General features: G+C 61.2%; 16 protein-coding genes. 8 read left to right on the plus strand and 8 right to left on the minus strand.

Annotation, left to right across the window (positions count from 1 at the left end; all coding sequences use genetic code 11):
• Window positions 1-7: 7 nt before the first annotated feature.
• Entirely contained in the window at window positions 8-1,033 is a 1,026-nt protein-coding gene (locus Tal182_RS29120) for a LysR family transcriptional regulator (RefSeq protein ID WP_245344921.1), read from the minus strand.
• Window positions 1,034-1,113: 80 nt separating this feature from the next.
• Between Tal182_RS29120 and Tal182_RS29125 the strand changes: the two genes are divergently transcribed.
• From Tal182_RS29125 to Tal182_RS29135, 3 genes are all read left to right on the plus strand, one after another.
• The gene (locus Tal182_RS29125; protein WP_064807252.1) at window positions 1,114-1,575 is read left to right on the plus strand and encodes a cupin domain-containing protein; all 462 of its coding nucleotides are present in this window, start codon (window positions 1,114-1,116) and stop codon (window positions 1,573-1,575) included.
• A gap of 456 nt (window positions 1,576-2,031) precedes the next feature.
• Window positions 2,032-2,796, plus strand: a complete 765-nt coding sequence (locus Tal182_RS29130) for an SDR family oxidoreductase (protein ID WP_064807254.1) — start codon at window positions 2,032-2,034, stop codon at window positions 2,794-2,796.
• 145 nt (window positions 2,797-2,941) lie between these two features.
• Window positions 2,942-3,355, plus strand: a complete 414-nt coding sequence (locus tag Tal182_RS29135) for a cupin domain-containing protein (RefSeq protein WP_085861779.1) — start codon at window positions 2,942-2,944, stop codon at window positions 3,353-3,355.
• Between the two features lie 49 nt (window positions 3,356-3,404).
• Here the strand turns inward: Tal182_RS29135 and Tal182_RS29140 are convergent, their stop codons facing one another.
• The 3 genes from Tal182_RS29140 to Tal182_RS29150 all read right to left on the minus strand — a co-directional run bounded on the left by Tal182_RS29140 (window position 3,405) and on the right by Tal182_RS29150 (window position 7,044).
• Complete coding sequence (locus Tal182_RS29140; RefSeq protein ID WP_085861780.1) at window positions 3,405-4,688, minus strand: cystathionine gamma-synthase family protein; 1,284 nt, start codon at window positions 4,686-4,688, stop codon at window positions 3,405-3,407.
• Window positions 4,689-4,825: 137 nt separating this feature from the next.
• Window positions 4,826-5,905, minus strand: coding sequence for a YihY/virulence factor BrkB family protein (locus tag Tal182_RS29145; protein ID WP_085861781.1), 1,080 nt, complete (start codon window positions 5,903-5,905; stop codon window positions 4,826-4,828).
• A gap of 773 nt (window positions 5,906-6,678) precedes the next feature.
• Entirely contained in the window at window positions 6,679-7,044 is a 366-nt protein-coding gene (locus Tal182_RS29150) for a hypothetical protein (RefSeq protein ID WP_064807261.1), read from the minus strand.
• A gap of 1,632 nt (window positions 7,045-8,676) precedes the next feature.
• Here Tal182_RS29150 and Tal182_RS29160 point away from each other — a divergent pair.
• The 3 genes from Tal182_RS29160 (at window position 8,677) to Tal182_RS29165 (ending at window position 10,463) form a co-directional block, all read left to right on the plus strand.
• The gene (locus Tal182_RS29160; RefSeq protein WP_245344922.1) at window positions 8,677-9,006 is read left to right on the plus strand and encodes a GFA family protein; all 330 of its coding nucleotides are present in this window, start codon (window positions 8,677-8,679) and stop codon (window positions 9,004-9,006) included.
• A gap of 576 nt (window positions 9,007-9,582) precedes the next feature.
• Window positions 9,583-9,807: a hypothetical protein gene (locus Tal182_RS32030; RefSeq protein WP_125461511.1), complete on the plus strand. Its 225-nt coding sequence runs from the start codon at window positions 9,583-9,585 to the stop codon at window positions 9,805-9,807.
• Between the two features lie 44 nt (window positions 9,808-9,851).
• Entirely contained in the window at window positions 9,852-10,463 is a 612-nt protein-coding gene (locus Tal182_RS29165) for an AAA family ATPase (RefSeq protein WP_085861784.1), read from the plus strand.
• Window positions 10,464-10,483: 20 nt separating this feature from the next.
• Here the strand turns inward: Tal182_RS29165 and Tal182_RS29170 are convergent, their stop codons facing one another.
• A complete protein-coding gene (locus Tal182_RS29170; RefSeq protein WP_085861785.1) occupies window positions 10,484-11,422 on the minus strand; it encodes a sugar kinase in 939 nt (312 codons plus the stop codon).
• Entirely contained in the window at window positions 11,409-12,443 is a 1,035-nt protein-coding gene (locus tag Tal182_RS29175; protein ID WP_085861786.1) for an SPFH domain-containing protein, read from the minus strand. The genes Tal182_RS29170 and Tal182_RS29175 overlap by 14 nt, the downstream gene beginning before the upstream one ends.
• A 128-nt stretch (window positions 12,444-12,571) precedes the next feature.
• On the opposite strand from Tal182_RS29175, the gene Tal182_RS29180 reads away from it, so the two are divergent.
• Both Tal182_RS29180 and Tal182_RS29185 read left to right on the plus strand, forming a co-directional pair.
• A complete protein-coding gene (locus Tal182_RS29180) occupies window positions 12,572-13,267 on the plus strand; it encodes an NUDIX domain-containing protein (protein WP_085861787.1) in 696 nt (231 codons plus the stop codon).
• A gap of 101 nt (window positions 13,268-13,368) precedes the next feature.
• Complete coding sequence (locus Tal182_RS29185; RefSeq protein WP_085861788.1) at window positions 13,369-14,562, plus strand: MFS transporter; 1,194 nt, start codon at window positions 13,369-13,371, stop codon at window positions 14,560-14,562.
• A 169-nt stretch (window positions 14,563-14,731) separates the two neighbouring features.
• On the opposite strand, the gene Tal182_RS29190 is transcribed toward Tal182_RS29185, so the two are convergent.
• Window positions 14,732-15,628, minus strand: coding sequence for a universal stress protein (locus tag Tal182_RS29190; protein WP_085861789.1), 897 nt, complete (start codon window positions 15,626-15,628; stop codon window positions 14,732-14,734).
• Window positions 15,629-15,838: 210 nt separating this feature from the next.
• A complete protein-coding gene (gene ugpC / locus Tal182_RS29195) occupies window positions 15,839-16,909 on the minus strand; it encodes a sn-glycerol-3-phosphate ABC transporter ATP-binding protein UgpC (protein ID WP_085861790.1) in 1,071 nt (356 codons plus the stop codon).
• Window positions 16,910-16,913 lie beyond the last annotated feature (4 nt).

A 16,913-nucleotide genomic window follows, 5' to 3' on the forward strand; every position in this document is an offset into this window, starting at 1 on the left:
GAGGCTGTCAGGCACGTGCGCTGCCGGCTTCAATCCTCTTGTGAGCTGGCTCGGTCGATATTGGAAACCACGGCGGCTCCGGCGCGGCGAGGGCGCCCGCGATCTGATCCCGAAGCCACACGCTCCCGGGGTCGCGATCGAAACGACGAAGCCAATACATGGTGACATCCATTTTCGGCGATTCCATCGGGGGCATGAACACGTCGAGCATCAGCCGGCCGGTCAACATGCGGGCGAAATGAACCGGAATGCTTCCGAGCATCTCGCTCGCTTCAACAGCAAGAGCGACCGCGTGAAAATGCGGCACCGTGACCATGACGCGCCTGGCAAGACCCAGGCGTGCGAGGGCGGGATCGATCGTCCCCATCCTGCTGCCATCGGCCGAGCGCAGGACGTGGGGAACAGCGCAGAAGACGTCCGCCGGTATGGTGTCTCCTGGAGAAACGCCATGGCTGGCAAGGAGCGGATGTCCTCGCTTGGCAATGCATACCAGCCATGATTGGAACAGCTTACGGCTCATAATCCATTCAGGCGGTTCGAGCGAGCGATCAATAACGATATCAGCGCGGCCGTCACGCAGCATCTCGAAGACTTCCGACGAAGCATGATCGATCATCTGCAGGGTGATGGAGGGCGCCGCTTTGGCCACGCGTGCAGCAAGCGGCGGCATCAACAGCGAGGAGAAGTAGTCCGATCCGATCAACATGAAGGATCGGGTTGAGGTAGCGGGGTCGAAGGCAGCATTCGTCCCCAATGCCTCTTCCATGCCGGCCAATGCTTGTCTTATCGGTTCACGCAGCTCAAGCGCCCGCGCGGTCGGCATCATCTGATTGCCTTCCCGGACAAACAATTCGTCATCCAGCAGCGCACGCAGTCTCCCCAACGCCGAACTCACGGCCGGCTGGGACAGGCCGACACGCTCGCCGGCCCGCACCGTCGAGAGCTCCGCCATCATGGCGTCGAATACACGCAGCAGATTGAGATCGAGGGCTGAGAAATTCACGGACTCAATATCCCTTATATGATCATTCAATTTCCGTGCAGCAGCTTGCGGCGATAGTTTTGAACGGCAGTATAAAACTCTATTCCATTCAACCTTGGAAGGAAATTGCGATGAACATCGCTGGGGGCATCGGGCGGACCGTAAGCTGGATGGACACTGCCTACACCATACATGTGGGACGATTTGAGAGCGGCGGAATTGTCGGCGTTTTTGAAGGCACCGTGCCTGCCGGCGGCGGGCCGCCCGTCCACATCCATCACAATGAGGACGAGGTGATCCATGTGATCGAAGGCGATTACGAGTTCTGGCTGAACGGCGAGATCGTTCGGGTTCCTGCGGGCAGATCAATTTTCCTACCGCGTGGCGTGCCGCACACATTTCGGGTGGCAAGCGCGTGTCCCGGACGCAACCTCACCATTCTGACGCCGGGCGGCATGGAAGAATTCTTCATCGAGGCCGCTGTGCAGGCTCCACGTCTGCCGGAGCACATGGATCGGTTGCTCCAGCTTGCTGAACGTTATGGCATCGAATTTCGCGGGCCGCCGGATTGGGACACCACACGGGCCCCGTGACGACGACATCCTGCATCAATGATTGCAAAATGCGCCGGATCGCCTCTCCGGCCTGCCCTACCGAAGCCAACGCTTGAGCGCCTCCGTCTTCGTCGCGACGGCACCGAAGGCCGCGGGCTTGCGCGATCGTGATGACATCGTCGGCTTCGGTTATCTCCGCCCACGGCACGTCCGGCCGATGCCGGATGACATCAGCCTTCTCCACTCCGGCGGCACACCTCGACCGCAGATGAGTTGCGCTACTGCCTTGGCATAGGACGACAGCGACCGAGAGAGAATGGTTCGAGCTCCCGATCCGGCGCATTCTCTTGGCCGTCGGCTGTGGTCGGCCGCGCCGGAAATCCGCGTGGCGATTGTCCTCATGTCGATTAGTCGCCTGCCCTGCTGAACAGGCGGTTTGCGACCCATCTTAAAATCAACAGAGGACATTCCTCGCAAAGGACAAGGGAGATTACCATGAAGATCGTCGTTATCGGCGGGACCGGCCTCATCGGCTCGAAGACGGTGGAAAGGTTGCGCAGGAAGGGACACGACGTTTTAGCGGCCTCGCCCAATTCCGGCGTCGACACGATCACCGGCAAAGGCGTCGCCGAAGCACTTGCCGGGGCGCAGGTGGTGCTCGACCTCGCCAACTCGCCTTCGTTCGAAGATCAGGCCGTGCTCGAATTCTTCCAGACTTCGGGCCGCAACCTGCTCAAGGCGGGGGCTGCGGCCGGCGTGAAGCACCACATCGCGCTGTCGATCGTCGGCATGGAGCGGCTGCAGGGCAGCGGTTACATGCGCGCCAAGATGGCCCAGGAACAGCTGATCAAGAGCTCCGGCATTCCCTATACCATCGTGCACTCCACCCAGTTCCATGAATTCATGGCCGGCATCGCCCAGTCGAACACGGTCGGCCAGACCGTGCATCTGTCGCCGGCATATCTTCAGCCGATCGCCTCGGACGATGTCGCCGATGTCATGGCGGACGTGGCGCTCGCAGCACCGGTTAACGGCACGATCGAAATCGGCGGCCCCGAAAAAATCCGCCTGACCGATATCGTCACGCGCCTCTTCAAGGCGACGAACGATCCGCGCCAGGTGATGACGGATCCGCACGCCCGCTATTTCGGCGTCGAGCTCGATGACACTTCGCTGGTAACCGGTCCCGATGCCCGGCTCGGCAAGATCCGCTTCGACGACTGGCTGCGCCAGCAGCCGCCCCAGAAAAAGAGCGCGTGATATCGACCCGGCGCTTGTCCACCCACTCCTGGAGCGGCTCAGCTTTCACGCAGCGGAGAGCCGCCCTCAGCAATTGATTTCAGAAATTCCAGACGAGACCGCTCGCACTTTCCTGGAATTACCCTAGCAACCGAGGAGACCAGACATGCTCAGGAAAATCATCTCGGCGGCGGCCTTTGCGCTTGTCCTTGCCGCCGGCACTCAGGCTGACGCCGCTGGCGGCAAAGCCAAGGTGACCGTCGTCTTTGACCAGAAGCTGCCCAATGTTCCCGGCAAGAGCATGAAGGCCGTGCTGGTGGAATATGAGCCGGGGGGCCAGTCGCCCGGCCATACGCACCCGAAGTCGGCCTTCATCTACGCCACCGTTCTCGAAGGGGCGATCACCAGCAAGGTGAATGACGGGCCGGAGAAGATCTACAAGGCCGGCGAGAGCTTTCCCGAATTTCCCGGCGATCATCACGCCGTCAGCAAGAACGCCAGCAAGACAAAGCCGGCGCGCCTGCTTGCGGTTTTCGTGCTCAATACCGACGAGACGGAACTGACGACCGACGACAAGTAACCTCGTCCTCGATGCCCGGCGCCGCCGGGCATCGATTCCGTGCGCCGCGTCAAACAGCCTGCAGCGCCAGCTCCAGATCGGCGATCAGATCATCCGGATGCTCGATGCCGATCGATAGCCGGATTGTCGATTCCAGCACGCCAATGCGCTCCCTGACATCGGCCGGCACGCCGGAATGCGTCATGGCGGCGGGGTGGCTTGCGAGCGACTCCGTGCCACCGAGGCTGACGGCGAGCTTGAAGACCTGCAGCGCGTTCAGGAATTTGAAGGAGGCCGGCTGGCCGCCGCGGATATCGAAGGAGAAGGTCGAGCCGGCGCCGGTGCATTGGGCGGCGAAGGTGCGGCCGGAGGGCGAGTCCGGGTCGTGATAGGGAAGATAATGGACCTGCTCGACCTTCGGATGATCACGCAGGAAATCGGCCACCGCCCGCGCATTGCTGTTCGCCCGCTCCATGCGGAGCTGCAGTGTTTCGAGCGACCGGCCGAGCATCCAGCAGGAATGCGGATCAAGCTGCGTACCGATCGCGCCGCGCAGCGCCTTGACCTGCTTGATGACAGCCTTGCGCCCGAGGACAGCGCCGGCGATCAGATCGGAATGGCCGCCGACATATTTGGTCAGCGAATAAAGCGAGATATCGGCGCCATGCTCGATCGGCCGCTGGAAGACCGGCCCGAGCAGCGTATTGTCGCAGACGACGACCGGCACGTGCCCCTGCCTTGCGCCGATCGCATCGGCCACCCGCCGGATCATCGCGACGTCGACGAGACCGTTGGTCGGATTGGCGGGCGTCTCGATGAGGATGACGGAAACGCGGCCCTTGCCGACCGCCTCATCCGCCGCCTTCTGCACCGATGCCTCGCTTACGCCATCGGCAAAACCGACCGCGGCGACGCCGAAATTGTGGAAAGTCTTTGCCAGCAAGGTTTCCGTGCCGCCATAAAGCGGCTGCGAATGCAGGATCGCATCTCCCGGCCGGACGAAGGCGAACAGGGTCGTGGCGATCGCCGCCATGCCTGAGGAAAACAGCGCACCGCTTTCCGTCCGCTCATAAACAGCGAGCCTGTCTTCGACGATCTCGCTATTCGGATGATTGAAGCGCGAATAGACGAGACCGGCGCCCTTGCCCGCCGGCGGCTCGCGGCGGCCGGAGACATAATCGAAGAAATCCTTGCCATCCTCGGCGGAGTTGAAGACGAAGGTGGAGGTCAGAAACACCGGCGGCTTGACCGCCCCTTCCGAAAGTTCGGGATCGTAGCCGTAGTTCAGCATCTGCGTTTCGGGATGCAGCGCATGATTGCCGATATGGGTTTTGGAAGGATGCGGGGCGGTCATGATCGTCTCCTCTGTCGAACCTGCCGAAGGACAGGATACATCAAATCGAGGAGCAGTCATCGAGACTGCTCAATTAAGAGTGGAGCATAATGTCGTACCAAGAACCGCTCACACTTTTCGGCCTCGTGCTCAGACGCTCAACTCACGATCTCGCCTAAGGTATCGGCGACATAGGCGCCGCGCGCACCCATCGGCAGCGGGTGGCCCGTCGTCGTGTCCCGCGCCGTCTGATGCTCCAGCTCGGCATTGAGCTCCGCTCCGACGATGAGAATAACCACGGAAAGCCAGATCCAGATGAGGAAACCGATCAGCGCGCCGAGCGTACCGTAGGTCGCGTCGTAATTGGCGAAATGCTCGAGATAGAAGGAGAAGCCGAGCGACATGCCGGCGCAGGCGAGCGCGGTCAGAACCGCACCCCAGGTCATCCACCGGACTCGCGCGGGCTCGCGGCTCGGACCGAAGCGGTAGACCAAGGTTACGGCCACGACGATGACAAGCAGAAGCAGCGGCCATCTCAAGAGAAGCGCCATATGTTCCTTGAACTGATCAAGCCAGAGATAGGAGAGTACGACAGGCATCACGCCCATGAGCGCTACCACGACGACCGCGAAGACCACGGCGCAGAGGGTGAAGCAGAGGCCGATCAGGTTCAGCCGCACCAGGCTGCGCTTCTCCCTCTCCTCATAGGCGACGTTCATCGCATCGAAGATCGCCAGGGTGCCGCTATGGGTGCTCCACAGCGCAATGCCGAGACCGACGAAGAAGGTGATGCCGAGCGTGCTGTCGCGTTTCTCCACAAGCGCCTTGAGCTGATCGGCAAGAAGATCGAAGGCCCCGGGCGGCAGGAGGATGGCGAACTCGCGAAGATGTTCGGAAATGGTGATCGGATCGGCCACCAGGCCATACAGCGAGACCAAGGCCGTCAGGGCCGGGAACAGCGCCAGGAGCAGATAGAAAGTTACGCCTGCGGCAATGAGGGTGACCCGGTCGTCGAGGACCTCATGGAAGACGCGCCAGAACACATCGCGAAGGCCGCTCATCGGAATGGCCTCGGGCGTCGCCGCACTGCGCCCATGATCGTCACCCGACAAGGCGATCGCGGCAGAAGGCGCCTGCGAATTGCGCTGCCTTGCCTGCAGCAACACAAACGCGCCCACAGCAGCCGCCATCATCGCCGCAGTGAGCGGATATCCCTTGAGGCGGAGCACATCAGCCATTACCCTATCCTCCGATTTGCTTCGGGGATAACGCCGGGTGCCGCTAAAGGATGCAAGCTGTTGCTTTCTTGCGGAGATTTCCGGTGAGGGGAGGGGGCCGCTGCGGCCAAGAGCGCCGCGACGGCGATGCCTGGCTCCAACTCCCGATATTATAAACAGATGATTTTATTAAATTTTAATCAGCCTACGGAAGCAAAACCGGCTTTTGGTTTCGCTACTGCAGCACAGGGCTATTTTGGGACTGTCGCGGGCATGGCGACTTCGCGGCGCCGGAAGCGGCAAATTCGGCCGCCAGACGCCCCATCGAGAGCGATTTCGGACCCCGAATTCGCCGCCGTCTTCGCACTGGCGCTTCCTGGAGACCGGCAGAAGCATTCGCGGAACCGCCTGAACGACAAACCTACCGATGCATTTGCCCTGTCTCCACCCATAGCGCCGACGGCAATGGCCGACAATAGCCACCCCCGTTGTCCACGGCAAAGATTGGCCCCGGTCGGAATGGGCCGGCTTTGTCATTCAGAACGCTCTACGATCGCACAGCGTCCGTACCCGGGCGCCAGTCCGCCTTCCCGCTCCATCCACACACCCGGATGCAACGCTGCGAAGGGAGAAATGGGCACCGCCTCTGGAGACCGGCGATCAGAACGCGGCGCCGATTTGCTGCCGACACTCCCGACCGCCACTGATGGCTCGGACCACCATTCACTGCGGGCGGCAGATGCCGCGAGGCGTATCGCCGGCTTTCCCGGTAAGTTCAGCGGCGGACAGACCGGCTAATCAGCATTGGCAGCCGTAGGCCTCCTGCGCATTCGTATCATCTGCCCGACATCGTCATCATATCGATCATCCGGGAACTCGACGCTCCAGACGAGACGGCGCAGCGACTCAGGAGAGATGCCGCTATACCCAAGCTCCTCCAGACGAAGCAGAAGCAACAAGTGGTCGACAACGACGATTAGCCTGGCGTAGGCGCCGAGCTGATACAACACGGGACGCATCGCGGCATAGGATTTGAAGCCGAAAGACGCGGCGATCGCCTCATCAAGATGGGATGACTTGATATTGGGATATTGACCCCGCAAGGCTTTCTTGAAAGTGGCGACGTTCGAAGGCGAGAACCTGACAGATGGGTTCAGCATATGACGATCCAATGTTCCGGCCGAAGTCTGCCGATTACACTTCGACCTTGGTGAACATGGTCGTCGAGAAACTCTGCACGCCCTTCAACCCGGCAGCAGGTTCGGATGGGCTTCCTAGCCGAGACATTAACCTGCGGACGCTTCTTGCTCAAGACATGGATCGACCTGTGGATCGCGTTGCCATTGGCGGCGGCTGCATGGCTTCGCGAACTGGCATATCGCTGTCCGTTGTCCGCGGACAACCAGCCGATCGGGCCTGGATTGTGCCAGCTCATGCCGTGTCCGAATTAAGACTCTGCCTCAGAATGAGCCGACATGGCGGCACTTTCAATGCGCGGTCCCGCCGCCCTCGTCTTCCGCATAGGCAATTACGATGTCGCTCAGTTTCGAAGTTTAGCTCAGAGGCAGCTAGCGACTGCGCCGAAAGGGGCAGCCGAAGTAAAGTCGCACTTGAGCGAATAGAGCGTGCTCTTCCACCGGCTCTATTGTGTGGACTTCATCCCAAGCGATCGCGAGTTGGAGATCCTGGAATTGCAGCCAGAGCACACCATGTCGTTTGATGCCGTTATAGCAATAGTCGGAAACTCGTCTCTCCTGATCGAACACCTGCGACGGAAGGGAGCATTGATCAGGCACAACCTCGAGCAACTGCCATATGAGGATCTCTCCAAATAGTTTCGATTTTGGTTCGGTCCGGAGGATGAACGGCATGACCCAACCGCGGAGCTGTCCGAAGCAATCCATTCGCCGCCGCTCCTCCCGGCGCCTTCTGAGTTCTGCAGGCACTCGAACAAGCCGGAGCCAGCAGGTCGAGAGCCGAAGCGAATAACTCGTCTGACGGGTTCATCACCTAAGCCCGCATGCGGACCTCCTTTGCACGACGCCATTCAAATTGGAGCACGCGACAAGAAGCACATGTCGCTACGTTGTCCGCGGACAACGCCGCGCCCAAGCAGACAGGGAGCTGCGCCGCACCACTCTCCCGTCCGCAACATCACCTGTGCGATATTGGCGCAGCCTTCGGCTTGAATTCGCCGCATTGCGGCACTACCTCGTGACGGCCGAAGCGCTGCCCCTCTTAGCTGCTTTGGTCCGATGGACAGCACTCCTCCTCCCATGCTGTCGGTCACTATCGAAGCCCGGCGCACTCTCCCGCGCCGGGCTTCTGCCAGATGGATATCGCACCCGTCAGCCCTTCGAGGCCTCGCCGGGGCGCATCAGGGTGAGGCTCTCGTGGGCGCCGCGAAACCCTCCAATGCCTCTCGTCGACCGCGGCACTCACCAACGGACGTCGGCCGCGGCATCCTCCACCATCCATCATGCTGAGGTGCGCAGCCCGCAGGGCGGAGCCTCGAAGCACACGCCGCAACGCCGCTCCTTGCATCTACTCGACGCGACACCCACCCTACGCCCCCTTTGAGGACGCTTGAGCGCCGGCGCGATAGCCTCCTACACTTCTCATGAGACGCGGCGCCCTAACCGACAACGAACAAGATGAGCAAAAAGCAACCGAGGTGACGAATGAACAGGCTTGCGCAATGCCATTGCGGATCACTCCGCGCAGAGACATCAGGCGATCCGCTCACGGTGAGCATCTGCCACTGCCGCGATTGTCAGCGCAGAACGGGCGCCGTGGCCGGAAGCGGTGCGATCTTCGCGAAGGCCGAAGTGATGATCGAGGGACATCGCAGGATCTTCGAGCGGGACGCCGCGCAAGGGCGCAAGGTGCGTTTCCACTTCTGCCCGAACTGCGGCACGTCCGTGTATTGGGAGGGCGATTTCAATCCCGACCTCTGCGTCGTCGCCGTCGGCGCCTTCGCCGACCCGGCATTTCCACCGCCACTGGTTTCCGTCTACGAGGAGTCCAGGCATGATTGGCTTCAGCTTCCCGATGGGATGAAGCACGCGCAACGCGGGCTGGTTTCGGCAGCGGCTGTGGACAAGGAGCAGGGCAGCGGCTAGCGGCCTTGGTGGCCGTGCGCAACGCGGGCAGCTCCTCCTCGGCAGCCCGTGCGGAGCGTGCGGCAACACCGCTCCTTGTCATCTGACACCTGCGCACCCGCCCAGCCCTTCGAGGCGCCTCAGGGAGAGACTCTCTACGGTGCCGGTCTCCGCACAAAATCATCGGGCGCCCGCCATCGGCTACGGCCCTACCAAGCCCTCCAAGGCGCGGCATCCCCCCGCCGAAGGCCGACGCCTCGAAGGACACGCCGAAGCGCCGCTCCTTGCGTTCAATCAACGCCGGCGCCCTCGCTGCTCTCCTGAGTAACGGTCGATATGCCCGATGATTTTTTACAGCAGCCGCCGCTCATCTCAGTCCATGGGAGAGTTCCTCGTCGCCCCACACAAAAGTGACAATAACTGCATGTCGCGAGAGGGCGGAGAAGTAAAGGAACTAAACCGTAACATTACTTCCATTTCGATATCAAAGCTGAACAAATCAATGTGTTAGTCCTCAACACCAGCGCAAGCCTCTTGCCGCTCAGCCGGCATCACCACCCCCGTCTCCCCGCATTAAACTCAAGAAAATCCGCTTCGATGCCATCTCTGAAGATGACGCCGTGTTCAGGCATTTCGGAAAACGCTGGTCAGCGGCTGATCCTGGGAGACGATGCCGGCGGCAAGGCGGTTACCAACATGGCAACGTTTGACGATCCTTTGAGACAACCAAAGGAAGCGACGGCTTTTCGAAACCGCGCTACTCTTTATGATCTTGTGACACCGACCAAATCGGCACCGCCTCTTAATCGTCCACTGCAGTGACTGCGAGGTTCGAGAAGTCAGCTGTGAATAGGGAAGACAGCCCGATGAAGCTATTCATTCTCCTCTTGGGCTTTCCCGGCGTCGGAAAGTTGACGATCGCGAGAGAACTAAGTCCGCTCCTGACTGCAAAGGTTATTGATAATCATTGGTTCAACAACCCGATACTGCGTCTGCTTGACGATGACGGAACCACGCCTCTCCCGAATGGAATATGGGAATATACCGGAAGAGTTCGCCAAGCCGTCCTGGATGCGATCGTCGCCTATGGTCCTCCTTCGGCGAATTTCATTTTCACGCATGCCGGCATAGAAGGTGATGAGCGCAGCAATCGCACGTTCCAGCAGATTGCCTGCGCGGCCCGAGAATGCGAGGCGCTGCTGGTCCCCGTGAGGTTGCTCTGCGACGAGGAGGAGTTGGCACGTCGCGTTGCCACACCGGCACGTCGCGATCGGTTGAAGTCGATTGATGCACAGGCATCGAGGGAGAAAAGCAGAAGAGCCCAGGTCCTCGCTCCCCAACACCCGTTTACGCTGAATTTGGATGTCACCTCAAAGACGGCGGAAGCAAGTGCAGCAGCCATTCACGCCCATATCTTAAGGATGACAACCACCGATCTCGGTTCGCTCCAGGGCAGCGGTGTCGTTGCCCCGCCATAACCACCAATCCTCAACATCCCTCACACCACCAACATCCCCTGCCGCTCAGCCAACGTCACCTCCGCCCGCGTCCCGGCATTGAACTCCAGAAAATCCGCCTCGATGCCGTCGCTGAAGATCACCCCGTGCTCCGGCATTTCGGAGACGATGGTGAGCGGCTGGTCCTTAGAGACGATGCCTGCGACAATGGTGGTGCCGGTGGTGCGGCTGGGGAAGGGTTCGCGGACGAAGTAGCGCAGATAATCCGCATCCCAGGCGAAGGACATGTCGATCGTCCGGTCGGCTGGCTCGAAACCCAGCGCGCTCGCTGCTCCGAGCCAACCTGAATAGAGGCTCTTCAGCCAGCCGGTGGAGCCCATGCCTGTCGAGACGATGATGCCGCTCGAGGATTGGTGTTCCCAGCGCTCCTCGGCCTGCAGGATATAACGCGCCGAGACATGGCTTTGCGGGCCGATGAAGAGATCATTGACCGCGTGGATGACGGCGCCGGTGTTGACCGTCGCCTTGGCCATGCTGACATGTTTGATCGGCCGCTTATTTTTCAGCGCCTCGCCGATCACTCTCGGAAGGCTCTTCGGGTTGAAGGGCAGCAGCGGGCCGTCCCAGCGCTTGGGGTCGGGGTTGACGCCGAGGACCGGCTGCCCGTCGAGATATTTGAGCGTGTTGGCGACCAATCCGTCCTGGCCGAGCACGACGACGACATCGTCGGGAGCGAAGATGAAGCTCGAGAGGTACCGGCGGTCGAGACGCTGGACTCGGGCGACGGCACGCAGGCTTGCTTCCACCTCGTCGATGGCCGTTTCGTATTGTTTCTTCTCGGCGAGATAATCGCTGAAGTCGGCGCCGAGATGCTCGATATAGAACTGCGCCTGCTGCACGGTGTTGAACCGGGCGATGAGTTCATCGAGCCGGGTCGGCCTGACGACCAGGATGATCTTGCGTTCGTCAGAGACCGGCACGGTCCTTGCCCTCCTGCGGCTGCAAGATCTCCCTGAGAAGATCGGGCGAGACGTTCAGCTGGCCGATCTTCGTCGCATTGTCTGCAAGGTCGCGGAAGGCGAGCGCCATCAGCTGGCCCGGCTGCATGCCGACCGAGGCGAGCGCCTGCAACACTTTCGGATCGGCCTGTTCGAAGGATTTCATCATCGCCGTCAGCGCATAGGCCTGGGCGTCGGCCTGGGCCCGCGCATTGGTCGCCGCCAGCGTCACCAGGTCACGGTTCTGCTCTTCGAGCGCGATCTTGCCGGCCATTTCCTCGCGGCGGATCTGCAGCTGCCGTTCCTGCACGGCGCGTTCGGCCTCCATCTGGGCTTCGCGCACCTGCCGTCTCTTGTTCTCCAACGTGATCTCGGTGGCAATCTCGTTTTCCTTGATCGTCCGCTCCTGCTCGATCGCGGCGTTGCGCCTGCTATAGATGGCTTCGTCGGCCTTCCGCAGCAGGGCTTCACGGGCATGTGCTTCCAGCGCCTTTGATGTCTCGGCCTTCGGCATGACGGCAAGCAGCGACAGGCCGAGAATCTCCAAGCCGAGCGCCTCGATCGTCGGATGCACCTTGAGGGCGTCGGCCACGCCGGCGACGAGCGCCTCGCCCGAAGCCAGAACCTCCTTCAGCGACAGCGTCTGCACCTCGGCGCGCATCGCCACCTGAACGCGGTCGATCACGCGGGTCGAAAGCTTCTGCGGGTCCTCCGAGACGTAGTGGCCCCTGCGGTCGAGCGTGAAATTCAAAAGTGCCGCCGTGCGGCGCGGCTCGGCGATGCGGTAGGTGATTTGGCCCTGCACCGTCACCTCCTGGAAGTCTGATGTCACCAGAGGAAAGATGAAAGGATCGTTGACGCTGGCCGTCGGGACGAGCACGAGGGAGCTCGAAGGGGAAAAATGCCAGAAGGCAAGGCCGGCGCCCTCGCGAACGGCCTTGCCGTTCTGATATTGGATGACGTATTGCGTGGGTTCCGTCTTGATAAAGCGCAGTCCGAACATATCCGTTTTCCTGTTCCTGGCGCGAGCCCCTCGCGCGTGTCGAAAAAGAGAAAACATAACTTAGTGACAAATGTCAACTAACTTAGTTGACGATTTACACTAAGGCTGGGGCATGCTATCTTCCCACCATGACAACACGCGACAATGACGCCTTCAAACCGATCGCGACCGTCGATCTCGCCATTTTCTCCCTGGCGCCGGCTGGCCTCTCCGTGCTGCTCGTGAGCAGGACAAGCGTCCCCTTTGCCGGCGACTGGGCTTTGCCCGGCGGCTGGATCCATATTGATGAAGATTCGGATCTGGAGGCTGCGGCGCGGCGGGTTCTGAAGGAAAAGACCGGCGTCGAAACACCCTATCTCGAACAGCTGCAAACGACGGGAAGCCGCGATCGAGACCCAAGAGGCTGGAGCATCAGCATCGTTTACATCGCGCTGCTTTCGGCCGATGATGTCGCAAAGCGGCAGGATGCGCTGGCCGAGGAGGCCGAATGGCGACCGATCGAAGGCGAGGGCGTCGGCTTGTCCCTTGCTTTCGACCATGCGTCCCTCCTCAAGGAGGCGCTCGGCCGCATCCGGAGCAAGGTCGAATATTCGAGCCTGCCCGGCCATCTGCTGCCTGTCCGTTTCACGTTGAGCGAGCTGCAATCGGTCTATGAGAGCCTTCTCGGCCGTAAGCTCGACAAATCGGCCTTTCGAAAGCGCATGGCGGAAGCCGATTTCCTGGAGCCCGTCGAAGGCGAGATGCGCCGGGCGAGCAATCGGCCCGCCCAGGTCTTCCGCTTGAAGGACACCCGGTCGCTGGTGCTCTTCGACCGCAGAATTTGATCTCTGCATCCTGAGGGATCAGGCGTTAAGACGCTGCTGCGTCTGCCGGTCGAAGAGACGAGCAACGTCCGCTGTAATAGATGCCGTAGAAGGAGTCACATATGAGAGGGCTCGATGGTGGCGGTTCGTCCGCTCTGCGCTTCGTGCTGATCATGGGAGTCGCCAATCTTTTCGGCGACCTCACCTATGAAGGTGGCGCGGCGATCAACGGTCAGTTCCTTGGAATGCTGGGGGCGAGTGCCGCTGCGATCAGCATCATTGCCGGCACAGGGGAATTCCTTGGATATGCGCTGCGGCCCGTCGCCGGCTGGATCGCCGACCGGAGCCGCGCCTATTGGGCGGTTACCTTTGCCGGCTACGCGATCAATCTCTGCGCCGTACCCGCAATGGCACTGGCCGGGAGCTGGGAGCTTGCGGCGGCCCTGATCATTGCCGAACGGGTTGGCCGTGCCATGCGCAAGCCGACGGTCGAGACAATGATTTCCTATACCACCGGCGAACTCGGGCGAGGCTGGGCCTTCGGCCTCAATACCGCCCTCGACGAGGCGGGGGCGACGCTGGGGCCATTGATTGCCGCTCTCATTTTATTCCTGCGTGGCGACTATCGAACCGCCTACGCCCTGCTAACTATTTCTGTTGTGCTTGCAATCATGGCACTCATTGCCGCGCGGCTGACGTTCCCCGTTCCCGAGCGATTGGAGCAGGGCCGCACCGCCACGGCGAAAACGCTAGGCCTGCCGTACTGGCTCTACATGGGCGCCGGCGCGCTCTTTGCGGCCGGGTTGCTCAGTTACGAGCTCGGAGCATACCATCTGGAGCGCACTCGGACCGTCCCGCCTGAATGGATCCCGGTGTTGCTTGCCTTCTCCACCGGATCAGGGGTGGCTGCCAACCTGATCCTCGGCAGGCTTTACGACTGGTCGGATAAGGTGGCGCTCACTGTGGGGATCGTGCTGTCTGCTTGCTTCGCGCCGGTTCTACTCCAGGGCGGCTTCGCGATGGCTGCCATCGCAATGCCATTGTGGGGCATCGGTTACGCAGTGCAGGACACGCTGATGAAGGCGATCATCGCCGGGTTGCTCCCGGAAGGGCATCGGGGTCTGGGGTTCGGCATGTTCTATTCGGCCTATGGTGGAGGTTGGCTGCTGGGCAGCGTCGCAATGGGATTGCTCTATGATCGCTCGACGCTTGCGCTTGCCGCGTTCGTCGCAGCGGCGCAGCTTGCATCCCTTCCGATCTTTCTCCTGGCTCGAAGGGAAGCGCGTCGGGAGACGCGGTCAAAACGGTCGCAATAGTCCCATGCGAGATTCTGAACCTGCGCAGCTTCGCGACCGTCGCTAGGCATAAGCACTTCGCGGCTGAGAATCATCGGGGCACAGAGCAGCGGGGGAGTGCTCGCCGCGGTTTCTTGGAACGGCACGCGTGAAAATCGCCATCCACGGCGGGATCGAAAATCGCGCCTCTCTAATGCTTCATCATCAAGGGAAGTCTCGCGTGCGACAGCAGGTAGCGAGTGACGCGGCCGAGAAGCAGTTCGAGGAAATAGGCATGCTTGAAAGCGCCGATCAGCAGGCAGGTTGCGCCGACGGAACCCGCGAAATCGAGAATGGCCTCGGCAACCGGACGATCCTCGGAGCGGATCGCGACGATGTCCCCTTTCAAGCCGAGCTGCGTAATCAGTTCCGTGGCGGTAAACTGATAGCTGCCGTCGGGCTTGTCGTTGACGCACAAAACGGTGACTCGCTCCGCCACCGCCAGCCAACGTCTTGCCGCGACGATGGCGGCTTGTGCATGCCCGTGCGGCTTCCAACCGATCAAGACATGCTGCAGGAGATGGCCGGAATAGCGGCCTGCAGGCGGCACGAGCACGAGCTTGTGTTCGTTGAAAAGCAGGTCGTGGAACGCATCGCGGGCATCCATGTTGCCGCGGCATGGGGTGACGACGAGTGCACTCTCGTGGCATTCCGATGTGACGCAGCGGCCGAGATCACCGCGACAATCATCAAGCAGCAGGCCGCTTCGGCTCGGATTGGCCTCTTTCCAGTTCTCGAAGACGCTTATCACCCGCTCAAGGCGCTGCTGTGGCGAACCCTCGTTCATGTCTCGCAGCATCTGCAAGTCGATTTCTTCGGGCGCAGCCACCATCCGTTCCGGATCCGCACCGACATGGGCGGCCGCCATGCGGCCATTGACGGCTTGAGCGGCGTCTACCGCGATATCGAGGCAGATCCAAGCAGTTGCCGCGTCGGGCAGCAAGGCGATGACGTCAGCGTGACGGGTCAACTCGTGGACCCGCCGGGCCAAGATCACCGCGGGTGGCAACGCTTTTGTGTCGCGGCCGTTTGAAGGTGAGGTGTTCATCAGGACCTCCGTTCGCGATGCTCCCGCATCGCTCCTGGTCCAATCCGAAATTCAGCTTGATCATACGCCCGCGCCCGGCGGCCCGCAACACGCAGAGGCTTGAACAGATCGGTGCGAGACGGGTGGTAGCCCCATGCTGTGATCGCTGCCACAGGCTGTCCCGGCGAGGTCTTCACCGAAGCTGGCGGCCGTCCTTCATCCTCGTTTAGATCAAGCGTTCAGACGCTGCTGCGTCTGCTGGTCGAAGAAATGGACCTTCGATGTTTCGAAGGAGAGCTTCACTCGCTGTTCCGGCGCGAGCTCAACACGTTCGCGCACGACCCATGTCAATTCTCTGCCGTCGACTTCGACGGCGACATGGGTTTCCGATCCCGTCGGCTCGACCACCTTGACTACGGCATCGACGCCGGTCTCGCCGCCGAAGGCGATGTCTTCGGGACGGATGCCGATCGTCACCGGCCGGTTTGCCGAATTGGCCGGAGCCCGCGAAAGCTTGATGCGCGGACCGCCGTTCAGCGCCAGCGCCGGGCTGCCGGCGTTGGCGATGCTTCCTTCGAGAAAATTCATGGCGGGCGAACCGAGGAATCCGGCGACGAAGATGTTGCGCGGCTTATCGTAGAGTTCGAGCGGGCTGCCGATCTGCTCGACGCGGCCGCCATGCAGCACGACGATCTTGTCGGCCATGGTCATGGCCTCGATCTGGTCGTGGGTGACGTAGACGATCGTCGTCTTCAGCCGCTGGTGCAGTGCCTTGATCTCGGCGCGCATCTTGACGCGCAGCTTGGCGTCAAGGTTGGAAAGCGGCTCGTCGAACAGGAAGACTTTCGGATCGCGGACGATGGCGCGGCCCATGGCGACGCGCTGGCGCTGACCTCCGGAAAGCTGCGCCGGCTTGCGGTTAAGAAGCGGCTGCAGGCCGAGAATTGCGGCGGCCTCGCCGACCTTCTTCTCGATCTCGGGCCGCTTGGCGCCGGCAAGCTCCAGCGCGAAGCCCATATTCTGAGAGACTGTCATCTGCGGGTAGAGGGCGTAGTTCTGGAAGACCATCGCGATGTCGCGATCCTTCGGCTGCAGATCGTTCACCACCCGCCCGTCGATGCTGATCTCGCCGCCGGTGATGTCTTCGAGGCCGGCGATCATGCGCAGCAAGGTCGATTTTCCGCAGCCGGAGGGGCCGACGAGAATGGTGAATTCACCATCGGCGATCTCGACGTCGACGCCGTGGATGATATCGACCGGGCCGAAGGATTTCTTGACGTTTCTGATGCTCAAGCCAGACATGGAT

Origin of the sequence: Rhizobium sp. TAL182 (assembly GCF_002117725.1) — a bacterium.
Taxonomy (GTDB): domain Bacteria; phylum Pseudomonadota; class Alphaproteobacteria; order Rhizobiales; family Rhizobiaceae; genus Rhizobium; species Rhizobium esperanzae.

What these genes read in the sequence shown, in the direction of transcription:
- Tal182_RS29145 (WP_085861781.1), bottom strand. Translation starts at nt 5,905, where the DNA reads ATGGCTGATGTGCTCCGCCTCAAGGGATATCCGCTCACTGCGGCGATG.
- Tal182_RS29135 (WP_085861779.1), top strand. Translation starts at nt 2,942, where the DNA reads ATGCTCAGGAAAATCATCTCGGCGGCGGCCTTTGCGCTTGTCCTTGCC.
- Tal182_RS29150 (WP_064807261.1), bottom strand. Translation starts at nt 7,044, where the DNA reads ATGCTGAACCCATCTGTCAGGTTCTCGCCTTCGAACGTCGCCACTTTC.
- Tal182_RS29180 (WP_085861787.1), top strand. Translation starts at nt 12,572, where the DNA reads ATGACAACACGCGACAATGACGCCTTCAAACCGATCGCGACCGTCGAT.
- Tal182_RS32030 (WP_125461511.1), top strand. Translation starts at nt 9,583, where the DNA reads ATGCCATCTCTGAAGATGACGCCGTGTTCAGGCATTTCGGAAAACGCT.
- Tal182_RS29185 (WP_085861788.1), top strand. Translation starts at nt 13,369, where the DNA reads ATGAGAGGGCTCGATGGTGGCGGTTCGTCCGCTCTGCGCTTCGTGCTG.
- Tal182_RS29190 (WP_085861789.1), bottom strand. Translation starts at nt 15,628, where the DNA reads ATGAACACCTCACCTTCAAACGGCCGCGACACAAAAGCGTTGCCACCC.
- Tal182_RS29125 (WP_064807252.1), top strand. Translation starts at nt 1,114, where the DNA reads ATGAACATCGCTGGGGGCATCGGGCGGACCGTAAGCTGGATGGACACT.
- Tal182_RS29175 (WP_085861786.1), bottom strand. Translation starts at nt 12,443, where the DNA reads ATGTTCGGACTGCGCTTTATCAAGACGGAACCCACGCAATACGTCATC.
- Tal182_RS29130 (WP_064807254.1), top strand. Translation starts at nt 2,032, where the DNA reads ATGAAGATCGTCGTTATCGGCGGGACCGGCCTCATCGGCTCGAAGACG.
- Tal182_RS29165 (WP_085861784.1), top strand. Translation starts at nt 9,852, where the DNA reads ATGAAGCTATTCATTCTCCTCTTGGGCTTTCCCGGCGTCGGAAAGTTG.
- Tal182_RS29140 (WP_085861780.1), bottom strand. Translation starts at nt 4,688, where the DNA reads ATGACCGCCCCGCATCCTTCCAAAACCCATATCGGCAATCATGCGCTG.
- ugpC (WP_085861790.1), bottom strand. Translation starts at nt 16,909, where the DNA reads ATGTCTGGCTTGAGCATCAGAAACGTCAAGAAATCCTTCGGCCCGGTC.